The organism is Arthrobacter sp. zg-Y820, from assembly GCF_030142155.1.
Classification (GTDB): Bacteria; Actinomycetota; Actinomycetes; order Actinomycetales; family Micrococcaceae; genus Arthrobacter_B.
On sequence record NZ_CP126247.1, the window covers coordinates 2,170,286 to 2,182,852 of the forward strand.

Annotated in this window: 10 protein-coding genes; 8 read left to right on the forward strand and 2 right to left on the reverse strand. The window is 63.2% G+C overall.

What is annotated here, in order from left to right; genetic code table 11:
• The first annotated feature begins 839 nt into the window (after positions 1–839).
• Positions 840–1,475, forward strand: a complete 636-nt coding sequence (locus tag QNO08_RS09815; RefSeq protein ID WP_229965695.1) for a hypothetical protein — start codon at positions 840–842, stop codon at positions 1,473–1,475.
• A gap of 32 nt (positions 1,476–1,507) precedes the next feature.
• Here the strand turns inward: QNO08_RS09815 and QNO08_RS09820 are convergent, their stop codons facing one another.
• Positions 1,508–2,752, reverse strand: a complete 1,245-nt coding sequence (locus tag QNO08_RS09820) for an MFS transporter (protein ID WP_284155583.1) — start codon at positions 2,750–2,752, stop codon at positions 1,508–1,510.
• 212 nt (positions 2,753–2,964) lie between these two features.
• On the opposite strand from QNO08_RS09820, the gene QNO08_RS09825 reads away from it, so the two are divergent.
• From QNO08_RS09825 to QNO08_RS09855, 7 genes are all read left to right on the forward strand, one after another.
• A complete protein-coding gene (locus tag QNO08_RS09825; RefSeq protein ID WP_284155584.1) occupies positions 2,965–3,447 on the forward strand; it encodes a hypothetical protein in 483 nt (160 codons plus the stop codon).
• Positions 3,448–3,841: 394 nt separating this feature from the next.
• Positions 3,842–5,155 (forward strand): ABC transporter substrate-binding protein, encoded by a 1,314-nt coding sequence (locus QNO08_RS09830; RefSeq protein WP_229965692.1) that lies wholly within the window; start codon positions 3,842–3,844, stop codon positions 5,153–5,155.
• A 64-nt stretch (positions 5,156–5,219) separates the two neighbouring features.
• The gene (locus QNO08_RS09835; protein WP_229965691.1) at positions 5,220–6,203 is read left to right on the forward strand and encodes a carbohydrate ABC transporter permease; all 984 of its coding nucleotides are present in this window, start codon (positions 5,220–5,222) and stop codon (positions 6,201–6,203) included.
• Positions 6,200–7,117, forward strand: a complete 918-nt coding sequence (locus tag QNO08_RS09840; RefSeq protein WP_229965690.1) for a carbohydrate ABC transporter permease — start codon at positions 6,200–6,202, stop codon at positions 7,115–7,117. Before QNO08_RS09835 ends, QNO08_RS09840 begins: the two co-directional genes overlap by 4 nt.
• Positions 7,117–8,544, forward strand: a complete 1,428-nt coding sequence (locus tag QNO08_RS09845; RefSeq protein ID WP_229965689.1) for a GH1 family beta-glucosidase — start codon at positions 7,117–7,119, stop codon at positions 8,542–8,544. The genes QNO08_RS09840 and QNO08_RS09845 overlap by 1 nt, the downstream gene beginning before the upstream one ends.
• A gap of 103 nt (positions 8,545–8,647) precedes the next feature.
• On the forward strand, positions 8,648–9,622 hold the full coding sequence (locus QNO08_RS09850; RefSeq protein ID WP_231712691.1) for a LacI family DNA-binding transcriptional regulator: 975 nt from the start codon (positions 8,648–8,650) through the stop codon (positions 9,620–9,622).
• Between the two features lie 12 nt (positions 9,623–9,634).
• Entirely contained in the window at positions 9,635–10,741 is a 1,107-nt protein-coding gene (locus QNO08_RS09855; protein WP_229965687.1) for a Gfo/Idh/MocA family protein, read from the forward strand.
• A gap of 138 nt (positions 10,742–10,879) precedes the next feature.
• Here QNO08_RS09855 and rpsA read toward each other — a convergent pair whose 3' ends face one another.
• The gene (rpsA, locus tag QNO08_RS09860) at positions 10,880–12,352 is read right to left on the reverse strand and encodes a 30S ribosomal protein S1 (protein WP_229965686.1); all 1,473 of its coding nucleotides are present in this window, start codon (positions 12,350–12,352) and stop codon (positions 10,880–10,882) included.
• Between the last annotated feature and the right edge of the window lie 215 nt (positions 12,353–12,567).

Sequence of the window (12,567 nt, forward strand, 5' to 3'; positions counted from 1 at the left end):
GGGTTCACGTCTGCGGAGAGTGCATCGACCGTCCGGCGCGGTAGCTCCAGTCCGAACTCGCGGGCTATCCGGGAGAATGCTCGTGGTTTCCAGGTGCTGACCCGGGCGAGCATTCGAAGGGCCCACGGGGCCCTCCCCGTACCAGTGGCAGTACCTACGGACAGATGTGTGGTGGAGAGGTAATAGGGCGTATGTAGAAAAGCGTTACACCGGCAATCCGGGCAGCGAGGAACATGGTCGGGTTAGAGCCTACGACGACGGCGTCAGCGCCGAACTGTCGGATCGCCGCGATCTCGGACAGGACCCGTCGACGAATCAGATCGCGGGTGAAGGGATGCCGGATCCCCCCGCCCCTGGTCGAGCGCCATGATCTGATCAGCTTCGCGGTCCGACATGATCGGCCGGGTGAGGCGGACCGGTTGTCCACCATCTTCAATCGTCGAGAGGTAACGCCGCGAGTAGATGTGGAATCTTGTTTCATGGCCACGCAAGTTCGCCTCGGCAGCTACCTCGATCCCGCGCGTTGTCTCACCAAGGTTGTAGCTCTCGGGGGAAAACAGCAGGCGCAGGCTCGGCACGCCACCGGGCGGCCCAGGTGTTGCGGGTGTCATCCGATACTCACGATGAGACGTCCCGAGTGATTTTGTCCGTCAGATCGTGGATTTATTATCCTGTTTCTCATCCGTATCCCGCCCTTTCATTGACCTGATTCTATTCAGGACAACTGGCTGCATTACCGGCCGGGCCGGTTGTGGCTGATTTACCGGATTGACATCCATACGCGCTGGCCAAGAATTCCCAGGTCGGTAGTGTGGGCCCATGACTTCCAGGTTTCCGTCGTGACTGTGCCACAAAAAACGGGTGCAACGATCTCCAGCGCCCGCCCTCGTCTTTCATGGACGATGCTCGTTCTGGCAGCTGCACTATGGCTCGGCCTTTGGTATCTCACGCCAGGACTTCTTGCCAATGGTGCCGGCAAATTTTTCACCAGTGATGCTGACGTGTCGATACTTATCGAGACGAATATGGCGCTCATCATTGTCATCGTCCTTCTCCTCGCGCATCCTCGGTACAACCGGGTCCTCTTTGCACACTCGCGGTCGGGGTGGCTGTACGCGCTGCCGCTCGCGCTGGCCTTGACGGTGCCGTTTCGCTACGAGCTGGAGGCTCCCGTGGCGTTGTACATGTTCTGGATGACTGTCTCCGTGTTCTGGCAGAACTACCTCACCTTCGGGCTGTTGCAGAGCTACCTGCGAGAACGGATGCCATTATGGGGTGTGCTCGTCGCCAGTGCGGTCATGTTCTGGATCGGCCACGCAGTGTTCCTTCCGCAAAGCTTCGCACCCGTTCACGTCCTACCGAGCCTGTCGATCCTCGCTCTCGGATTCGTCCTCGCATCGCTACGCCTGGCGTTGAAAACTCTTCATTTGAATCTCGCCCTCCATCTTTCCTTTTACTTCTTCCTGGTCGCGTAAGAGATGAGGCCGCGAGCTCGGTGGCATGACAATCAATTCTGCGTTTGCGGAACGGCACCGGCGTCCATAGAGCTCACCCCGGACCGCAACAGGAGGTGGACGGGAATGAGACCAAGGACGGCGACAGCTGCGGCGGCCCCTATCGCCCACTGGACACCCACGATGTCGGCCAGAGCACCACTGCCCAGCATTGTGGTTAACAAAACACCCGAGTAGATAGCTCCACTCGTACCAATAACGCGGCCTCTCATAGCTAACGGCGCCGTCAACAACAGCCAGGTCTGGCTCCCCACCCAGGACACCGTGAAAGGCAGTCCGGATAGAAAAAATACAATGAGGGCCATCGGGAAGGAGGGCCAGATCACCAGAACGACGATCAGGCTTTGAGCCACGGCCGCTCCGGCGATAACCGGCAGGTGATAGCCAGCCCGCTTGATGGCTGTTCCCATCAGCGGACCTGCCAAGACGGCCGACACGGCGAACGCACTGCTGGCCAGTCCCATTTCACTAGCCGTGGCGCCCACTACCCCCAACATTAAGACGGGAAACAGAGCGGTGAGCGGCCCCTCTTTGACGGCGTCGAGGATTTGGAGAAGAACTAAACCCCTCACCCGGGGATTCCGCCGCAACAATTTTAGGTAGGTGCCGACAGGCTGCATACCACTGGGCGCTGTGCCGTCGGACCCTTCGTTATCATCCCGCGGCGGCTTCGGACGGTACCAGCGACCCAGTGTAAGGCTCAAGATAGCCGAACATGTCATGAAGACAGTCAAGCCGAGCGCGGTCCCGCTAAACCCGACGAGAACCATAATGAAGCCACCAAGCGCCGGAGCAACAAGCCGAGTGGCATTCGATGCAAACGAATTGAGGCCGTTGGCTTGAGGAAGGTTATCAGCCGACACTAAATCAGCGATCAGTACCTGTTCTGCCGGTCGATAAATCTGTTGGATGACGGCTTGCAGGAAGACCAGAAGTGCCAATTTGAACGGCGCTTCAGCAACCACGAACAACCCCAACAAAACGACGACCCGCAACGCCAGGGTGAGTTGCACCACCCGAAGCGGATTCCAGCGATCCGCCACCGTTCCGGCTACATGGCCAAATACAAGTCCTGCTAGCGCAGGAGTGGCGGCGAACACGGCGGTCCACAGGGCTGACCCGGTCAGCCGATAGATATGGACGCTGAGGGCAATTCCCATCGACCAACCCACCATGGAGGAGGCGAAGTTAATCGCCCACAGCACTGAAAAACCGGGGTTTTCCCGCACAAATCTCATATGAGGCCACCCGATTCACAGCTTCAACATTTCCGTCAACACTTCGTAATCCATATCCTCCCCGATGGTGCTACTTTGCATCCATGACAACAACGGAAATCAACTCCTTTCATGAAGGTGGCGCCAAGATCGGCGCACTAATCCGCCATGTGTCAGAAGACCGGATTCAGACAACGCTTGCCTTCAGGACCCAAGGCGGACCTGTCGTCCACTTGTTTCAGGAAACCCGCTTCACCACCAATGTGTTCAACTGGACCGCCTACAGGTACGTCGATCATCTCCAGAACACCAACGTCGAAGTCCGGGCTGCGGAACCGGGGCCACAACGAGACACCCGCACCCCGATCCCCAGCTATGCCGCGCATCTGGTGCTGACGGACTTTCTGTCCACCACCGCTCCCACACGAGAGTTCCACCAGTTCCACGAAGACAATCCTTCGACGGCAGCTTCGGCCTCTTTCGTCCGCCATGGACACGAAACCATTCAGACCCCCCGTGGCCCGCGGGACGCCGTAAAGATTGTCCTGGAGGTCGACGGACACGAAGGAAATACATTCTGGTGCATCGACGGAGCACCGGTGAAGTCAGACTGGCAAGGTGCCGCGTCCTACGCCACCACTGACACTGATTTCGCGCTCCGGGGCCTGGACGCCGAAGTCCTGTCCCTCGTGAAGGAAGCCCTGACGGGACTCTAGGTCAAGGGGAACCCCAGACGCCGCCACGCGCAGCGAACCGGGGACGGCATCCCTCGGTCCAGCACACCGCTGATAGTTCGCGGAAGGACCTTTTACGGCGCCCCCTGGAATCAGCCGCAGCGTTGACCTGGCCACTCTCCCGCAGCCCCGCCGGAAAAACTCAGAGAGCGCTCTCTTGACAGTGACCCGTATCACTTCTAGTGTGATTGGAACGTCAAGAGAGCGCTCTCTCACAGACCCGATATCCGTCAGGTTCTACGGAGCGTACGACTCTGTACCAGCTTTCCCCTCCCCTTCGCTTCCCGCTTCCGTCGATCAGGCCTCACGAGAACCACACGGCACGGTCCACTGCCCCGGGATATTTACTGCTCTATCCACACACAAAGGAGTGACCGTGAAGAATTTCCGACATCCCGCAGCGGCTGTGGCAGGTGCCGCCGTAGTGGCCCTGCTCGCCGTAGGCTGCGGCGGCGGCGACCAGGAAGCCGCCAGCGAAGACAATCCCGTCAAGCTGACGGTGACCACCTTCGGAACCTTCGGCTACGACGATCTGTACGCCGAGTATGAAGAAGCCAATCCCGGCATCGACATCGAGCCCACCAACATCGACACCGGCGGCAACGCCCGCACCGATCTCTTCACCAAGCTGGGTGCAGGCTCGGGCGTCAGTGACGTGGTGGCCATTGAGGAAGGCTGGCTGGGCGCCATCATGGAGGTCTCCGACAAGTTCGTTGACCTCAACGAGTACGGTGCGGCAGACGTCAAGGACAACTGGGTGGAGTGGAAGTACAAGCAGGGCACCGACGCCGACGGCCGGGTCATCGGCTACGGAACCGACATCGGACCGCAGGGCCTGTGCTACAACGGCAAGCTTTTTGAAGCCGCCGGGCTGCCCAGCGACCGGGAAGCCGTGGCCGAGTACTTCGGCGGCGACGACGCCACGTGGGACACCTACTTCGAAGCCGGCCGCGCCTACCACGAGAAGACCGGCAAGGCCTGGTACGACCAGTCAGGCTTCGTCTGGAACTCCATGGTGAACCAGATGGACGAGGGCTACTACACCAAGGACGGCGAACTGAACGTCGTAGGCAACGCTGCCATGAAGGAAAAGTTCGAGCAGCTCGCGTCCGCCACCTCCGACGGACTCTCCGGCAACCAGACCGAATGGGACTGGGGCAAGGGCCAGGCCTTCCTTGACGGCTCCTTCGCCACCTTCGTCTGCCCCGGCTGGATGCTCGGCACCATTCAGGGCTCGATCGAATCAGCCGGCGGCGGCACTGACAGCGGCTGGGACTTCGCCGACGTCTTCCCCGGCGGCGCGTCCAACTGGGGCGGAGCCTTCCTGTCCGTTCCCGAAACGTCCGAGCACCCCGAGGAAGCCGCGAAACTGGCAACCTGGCTGACCGCCCCGGAGCAGCAGGTCAAGCAGAGCGCAGCGGCCAACAACTTCCCCAGCACCGTAGAGGCGCAGGAGAAGCTCGCGGCCGACGCCACGCCCAACGAGTACTTCAACGATGCGCCCACCGGCGCCATCCTGGCTTCCCGCGCCGAGGGCGTAGTCGCACAGTTCAAGGGTCCGGATGATTCCGTCATCCAGGAGAATGTCTTCGGCCCCGCCCTGGACCTGCTGGAAACCGGCAGCGCCGACACCGATGAGGCCTGGGCTGAAGCGCTCAAGCTCCTCGACGAGCTGGTTGTCAACAACTAGCATCCACCGCTGCGGGGTCTCCAGCTGCGGCTGGGGACCCCCCCTTAGGGAGCGCGAGAACCCCATGACCACCACAATTAACCGTCCGCAGGCGACACCGCCGGCCAAGCCCCAGCCAACGTTCCGGCAACGCCTGAACGTCTGGGACGTCAAAGCTTCCCCCTACCTCTACATCTCCCCGTTCTTCATTGTGTTCGCCGTCGTGGGGCTCTTCCCGCTGCTCTTCACCTTCTACGTCTCCCTGCATGACTGGCATCTGCTCAAGGGGCAGGGTGAGTTCATCGGGCTGCAGAACTTCACTGCCGTGATGACCGATCGGTACTTCTGGAACTCACTCTTCAACACCTTCAGCATTTTCCTGCTCTCCGCCATTCCCCAGCTCGCCGTCGCCTTGTTCCTGGCCGCCGTCCTGGACCAGAACCTGCGGGCCAAGACCTTCTGGCGCATGAGCGTGCTCCTCCCCTACGTGGTGACCCCGGTGGCAGTGGCCCTGATCTTCACCAGCATGTTCGGTGAGCAGTACGGGCTGATCAACAACATCCTCGGCAACCTGGGAATCGAGCCGATCCTCTGGAAGACCGAAACCCTGCCCAGCCACTTTGCCATCGCGACGATGGTCAACTGGCGCTGGACCGGCTACAACGCCCTGATCCTGCTGGCCGCCATGCAGGCGGTTCCCCGCGACATCTACGAGTCCGCCGCCATCGACGGCGCCGGCCCGTTCCGGCGGTTCTTCAGCATCACCCTGCCCAGCATCCGGCCGACAATGATCTTCGTGGTCATCACCTCCACGATCGGCGGACTGCAGATCTTCGCTGAGCCCCGGCTCTTCGACTCGGTAACCGCGGGCGGCAGCCAGCGCCAGTTCCAGACCACTGTGCTCTACCTCTGGGAGATGGCATTCCAGCGGCAGAACTTCGGAAAAGCATCGGCCATCGCGTGGATCCTGTTCCTGATCATTGTGCTGGTTGGCGTCGTCAACTTCCTGATCTCCAAAAAAATCGCCACGGCGGATGCCAAGCCCCGCCGGGTTAGGAGCACGCGATGAGCGTCCTGCAAAAAGCCCGAGCCGTCCCCGGAACGGGCATCACGTCAGGCTCCGGAAAGCCCGCCGGCGGCCGCCGGACCGGCAGGTTTTTCGGCAACAACCGCCGACCCGGCTTCCTCGCCTACGGCATCCTGCTGGCCTTCCTGGCCGGCTCGGCCTACCCGCTGTGGTGGTCCGCCGTCGTCGGTTCCCGTTCCAACGAAGCCCTCGGCACGAACTGGCCCCCGCTGTTGCCGGGCGGAAACTTCTGGATCAACGTCGGTGAGGTGTTCGACACCGTGCCGTTCTGGAAGGCACTGGGCAACAGCTTCCTCATTTCCGGCACCATCACCGTTTCCGTCGTCGTCTTTTCCACGCTCGCCGGGTACGCCTTCGCCAAACTTCCGTTCAGGGGCCGCGGCGTCCTGATGGTCGCGGTGATCGCCACCATGGCCATCCCCACCCAGCTCGGCATCATTCCGCTGTTCATGGTGATGCAGAAGCTTGGCTGGACCGGTGAAATCGGAGCGGTGATCGTGCCCAGCCTGGTCACGGCCTTCGGCGTCTTCTTCATGCGCCAGTACCTGGTGGACGTGATCCCCGACGAACTGATCGAATCGGCGCGCATGGACGGCGCCAACATGATCAGGACCTTTTGGCATGTGGCGCTCCCGGCCGCCAAGCCGGCGATGGCCATTCTGAGCCTCTTCACGTTCATGATGGCGTGGACCGACTTTATGTGGCCGCTGCTGGTCCTCGGCACGGGCAATCCCACGCTGCAGACGGCGCTGAGCCAGCTGCAGTCGGACCGCTACGTGGACTACTCGGTGGTCCTCACCGGCGCCGTCATGGCGACCATTCCCCTGCTGATTCTCTTTGTAGTGGCAGGCAAACAACTTATTTCCGGAATTATGCAGGGAGCAGTGAAGGGCTAATGACTATCAATTCTTCGGTGGAGACCAACTGGCCGGCCGGCTTTATCTGGGGATCGGCGACCGCAGCCGCCCAGGTCGAAGGTGCGGCGGCGGAGGACGGCAAGGAGGAATCGGTCTGGGATGCCTTTGCGCGCACTCCCGGCAACATCCTCAACGGCGACACCCCCGCAACGGCAGTGGACCACTACCACCGGATGCCGGCGGACGTGGCCCTGATGAAGGAGCTGGGGCTGGACTCCTACCGCTTCTCCACGAGCTGGGCCCGGGTCCGGCCCGGCGGCCGCAGCGCCAACGCCAAGGGGCTGGACTTCTACTCGCGGCTGGTGGATGAGCTCCTTGAAGCCGGCATCCTGCCCTGGCTGACGCTCTACCACTGGGACCTGCCGCAGGCCCTGGAAGAGGCCGGCGGCTGGGCCAACCGCGACACCGCGCACCGGTTCGTTGACTACGCCAACGATGTCTATTCCGCCCTGGGCGACCGGGTGCAGCACTGGACCACGTTCAACGAACCGTTCTGCTCGTCGCTGCTCGGATACGGCTCCGGCGTGCACGCACCCGGCCGGCAGGAACCCCGGGCTGCCATTGCCGCCGTTCACCACCAGCATCTGGCCCACGGCCTGGCTGTCACCGAGCTGCGCAGCCGGGGAGCCCAGCAGCTCGGCATCACCCTGAACCTGAGCAACTCCATTCCGCGGGATTCCGCCGATCCCGCGGACCTGGAAGCTGCCCGCCTCTTCGATTCCCTGCAGAACCGCATCTTCCTCGACCCCATCCTCCGGGGCGCCTATCCGCAGGACACGCTGGCGGACCTGGAACCGTTTGGGCTGGGCGAGGTCATCCGTCCCGGAGACTTGGAAATCATCGCGGCGCCGATCGACTTCCTGGGCGTGAACCACTACCACGACGACCTGATCAGCGGCCATCCTGACACCTCCGGGGCGGACGGCCACTCCGGCGGGTCGGGGCGCCCGTCGGCCTCACCCTGGATCGGCGCCGACCAGATCGCTTTCCCGAGCCGGGGCCTCCCCCGCACCGCCATGGACTGGGAGGTCAATCCCGACGGCCTGCGCAAGCTGCTGGTCCGCCTGGGCGAGGAGTATCCGGCGCTGCCGCCGCTGTACATCACCGAAAACGGCGCCGCGTACAACGACGTCGTCGCCGCCGATGGGAGCGTTCCCGATCCCGAGCGCACGCAGTTCATCCTCGACCACATCGACGCCGTCGGCCGTGCCATCGACGCCGGGGCTGATGTCCGCGGCTACTTCGTCTGGTCACTGCTGGACAACTTCGAATGGTCCTGGGGCTACAGCAAGCGTTTCGGGATTGTCCGCGTCGACTACGACACCCAGAAACGGACCGTCAAGGACAGCGGCCATGCGTACAGCCGGCTGATCGCAGCCAGCCGTGCAGCGGCGCCCGCTGTGTGAGTGACGGTACAGTGGAAAGCCAGCCGCAGTCCCGGTCCAACCACGCAGGAAGAACACAGTGAGCACCGAATCCGGCTCCGCCAGGCCCGCCCCCACGCTTGAGATGGTGGCGGCCCTGGCCGGCGTGTCCCGGGCCACTGTCTCCCGCGTGGTCAACGGCGCGGCGTCAGTGGACCCGCATCTGGCCAGTTCCGTGGAAAAGGCCGTCCGGACCCTGAACTACGTGCCGAACCGGGCGGCCCGGACCCTGGCCAGCCGGCGGACCAACACAGTAACGCTGCTGGTTCCGGAATCCACCTCCAAGGTCTTCGCGGATCCGTTTTTTGCCACCGTGGTGGAAGGCGTCGCCAGGTACCTGAACACCACCGAGTACATGCTGAACATGGTCACCTCGTCGGAAGCGAACCCGGAAAAGACCCGCCGCTACCTGCTGGGCGGCAACGTGGACGGCGTGCTCGTGGTGTCCCACCACAGCGGCGACCACTCCTGGTCGGATCTGAACGCGTCCCTGCCCCTGGTCTTTGCCGGGCGCCCCCTGATGGGCCTGGCGGACAGCTATTTTGTGGAGGTCGACAACGAGGAAGGAGCGTTTGACGCCACAACGCACCTGATCCGGGCCGGCCGGCGAAACATCGCCACCATCGCCGGCCCGCAGGACATGCCGCCGGGCGTGGACCGGCTCGCCGGCTGGCGCACGGCCCTGCAGCAGGCCGGCCTCGATGATGCGCTGGTGGAAACCGGCGACTTCACCGTGACGTCCGGTGCCGCGGCCATGCGCCGGCTGCTGGACCGCGGCAAACCCCTGGACGGTCTCTTTGCCGCCAATGACCAGATGGCCGCCGGTGCCTACTCGGCCATCAAGGAACGCGGGCTGCGCATTCCGGAGGACATCGCCGTCGTCGGCTTTGATGACGACTTCTACGCCACCAGCCTCAGCCCGGCGCTGACCACCATCCATCATCCGATCGCCGCCCTGGGCGAGAAAATGGCCGAGCTGCTGGTTGAGCTGATCGAAGGCCGCCCGGCGGAACGCGTTCACCGGCTGCCCACGTCCCTGGTTGTCCGAGAATCCGCCTAAGGAGCTCCCCGCATGTCTCTTTCCACCGCGCCCCGGCACTTTGTCCGTCCGCCCGGCGCCGCCGCCGGTGCACCCCCTCCCCTGGCCGCGACCGGCCGCCCCCTGCACTGGGCGGTGGTGGCCACCGGCGGCATTGCCGCCACGGTCACTGCCGATATCGCCCTGCTCGAGGACTCCGTCCTGCACGCGGTCAGCTCACGCAGTGCCGTGAAGGCGGCGGACTTCGCCGAGCGCTTCGGATTCGCCGCCTCGTATTCGGACAGCACGAATTCCGACGGCACGGACGGCGCGAGCGGGTTCGAGGCCATGTTCGCCGACCCGGCGGTCGACATCGTCTACGTGGCCACGCCGCACGCCCAGCACTACGAGGTCACCAAGAGCGCCCTGGAGCACGGCAAGCACGTCCTGTGCGAGAAGCCGTTCACGGTGAACGCCGCGGAGGCGGCGGAGCTCGTCACGCTGGCCCGGGAACGCAACCTGTTCCTGATGGAAGCGCTGTGGACCCGGTTCCTGCCCAGCGCCAACCGGGCCTGGGACGTCCTCGCTTCCGGCGAACTCGGCACTCCAGCATGGGTGCAGGCGGATCTCGGCTTTCCCGCGCCGGAGGATCCTGCCAGCCGGCTGTGGGATCCGGCCGCCGGCGGCGGAGCCCTGCTGGACCTGTCCGTCTACACCCTGACCTGGGCGATGGGAGCCCTGGGATTCCCCGACGGCGTCACCGCCTCGGGCGTCCTCAACCGGAGCGGCGTGGACATCCAGAACGCCCTGACCCTGCGGTACGACGACGGACGCCACGCCCAGCTGACGTCCTCGCTTGCCGCTTCGGGGCCGGGAAGCGCCACGATCAGCTGCAGTGCCGGCTGGCTCCGCACCGGCGGCGGCGACATTCCCAACCCGCAGGAGCTGCACGTGCACGGCCCGGACGGCGCGCGCGTCGAGACCTTCGACCACGTTGGTGCCGGTTACGCGTATCAGCTGCGGGAGGTGACGCGCTGCATCCAGCAGGGCCTCACGGAGAGCCCGACCATGCCGCTGGCCGACACCCTGCGGACCCTGGAACTGCTTGACGGCGTGCGCACCCAGCTGGGCCTGCGCTACGCCAACGATTCCCGCGCCTGAAGGCAGCGTTGGGGACGCAAGGGCCCCTGATGTCTCCTGCCGAAGTATGAAGGATGCGGATGCGACAAAGCGGGCCCCCACCGAAGTGGGGGCCCGCTTTGTTGAGCTATTTCAACCGGTTAGTTCAACCAGGGGAAATTAGTTGCCCGTGAGCTTCTCGCGCAGAGCGGCAAGTGCTTCGTCGGAAGCCAGCGTGCCGGCACCCGTCTCAGCAACGGCCGGCTCGGAGGAGTAGCTCGTGGAGGCGGACTCGGACGTGTCCGAAGCAGCTGCGATGTCCTCAGAAGCGTGCTGTGCAACCTGCTTCTTGTGGGACTCCCAACGAGCCTGGGCGTCAGCGTACTGCTGCTCCCAAGCGGCGCGCTGGGTCTCGTAGCCTTCGAGCCATTCGTTGGACTCGGGGTCGAAGCCCTCCGGGTACTTGTAGTTGCCGGCTTCGTCGTACTCTGCGGCCATGCCGTACAGAGCCGGGTCGAACTCGGTGCCCTCGGGGTCGACGCCCTCGTTGGCCTGCTTGAGCGACAGGGAGATGCGGCGACGCTCGAGGTCGATGTCGATGACCTTGACGAACAGTTCGTCACCAACGGAGACAACCTGCTCGGCCAGCTCTACGTGGCGGACTGCCAGCTCGGAGATGTGGACCAGGCCTTCGATGCCGTCTTCGACGCGAACGAACGCACCGAACGGAACCAGCTTGGTGACCTTACCCGGCACAACCTGGCCCAGGGCGTGGGTGCGGGCGAAGGTCTGCCACGGATCTTCCTGCGTAGCCTTCAGCGACAGGGAGACACGCTCGCGGTCGAGGTCAACTTCCAGAACCTCAACGGTGACTTCCTGGCCAACTTCAACGACCTCGGAGGGGTGGTCGATGTGCTTCCAGGAGAGCTCGGAAACGTGGACGAGACCGTCTACGCCGCCAAGGTCCACGAATGCACCGAAGTTGACGATGGAGGAAACAACGCCCGGGCGAACCTGGCCCTTTTCCAGCTTGTTGAGGAACGTGGAGCGAACCTCGGACTGCGTCTGCTCGAGCCAGGCACGGCGGGACAGAACAACGTTGTTGCGGTTCTTGTCCAGTTCGATGATCTTGGCTTCGATCTGCTGGCCGATGTACGGAGCCAGGTCGCGGACACGACGCATCTCGACGAGGGAGGCCGGCAGGAAGCCGCGCAGGCCGATGTCCAGGATGAGACCACCCTTGACAACCTCGATGACGGTACCGGTAACGACGCCGTCTTCTTCCTTGACCTTCTCGATGTCGCCCCAGGCGCGCTCGTACTGTGCGCGCTTCTTGGAGAGAATCAGGCGGCCTTCTTTGTCTTCCTTGGTGAGAACCAAAGCTTCGACCAGATCGCCGACGGAAACTACGTCTCCGGGATCAACGTCGTGCTTGATGGAAAGCTCACGGGAAGGGATGACACCCTCGGTCTTGTAACCGATGTCGAGCAGGACCTCGTCGCGGTCAACCTTGACGACGGTACCTTCGACGAGATCGCCGTCGTTGAAGTACTTGATCGTTGCGTCAATGGCGGCGAGGAAGTCCTCGGCAGTACCGATGTCGTTGATAGCGACCTGCGGGGTACCGGACTTCTCGGTGGTGGTGATGGTCATGTAGTTGGGACTCCGATGTGGAAGTTGTTTTGTATTCCGGAAGCGCTCCCACCGAACTCAGTGCAGCCGTAGCGGCCTGCCTCAGACAGTGCTTGTGTGTCCGGAGATGGACAAATGGGATAATCAATTGCTTACTCATCGCGCAATTACGCGCCAGATCAGTCTAGCGGCTGGGCGCAACTCAGGTCAAAGCACCCGGGACACTTTGAGGGAAG

Coding starts and splice junctions, on each gene's coding strand:
- QNO08_RS09820 (WP_284155583.1), bottom strand. CDS start 2,752: ATGAGATTTGTGCGGGAAAACCCCGGTTTTTCAGTGCTGTGGGCGATT.
- QNO08_RS09835 (WP_229965691.1), top strand. CDS start 5,220: ATGACCACCACAATTAACCGTCCGCAGGCGACACCGCCGGCCAAGCCC.
- QNO08_RS09840 (WP_229965690.1), top strand. CDS start 6,200: ATGAGCGTCCTGCAAAAAGCCCGAGCCGTCCCCGGAACGGGCATCACG.
- QNO08_RS09845 (WP_229965689.1), top strand. CDS start 7,117: ATGACTATCAATTCTTCGGTGGAGACCAACTGGCCGGCCGGCTTTATC.
- QNO08_RS09850 (WP_231712691.1), top strand. CDS start 8,648: ATGGTGGCGGCCCTGGCCGGCGTGTCCCGGGCCACTGTCTCCCGCGTG.
- QNO08_RS09855 (WP_229965687.1), top strand. CDS start 9,635: ATGTCTCTTTCCACCGCGCCCCGGCACTTTGTCCGTCCGCCCGGCGCC.
- rpsA (WP_229965686.1), bottom strand. CDS start 12,352: ATGACCATCACCACCACCGAGAAGTCCGGTACCCCGCAGGTCGCTATC.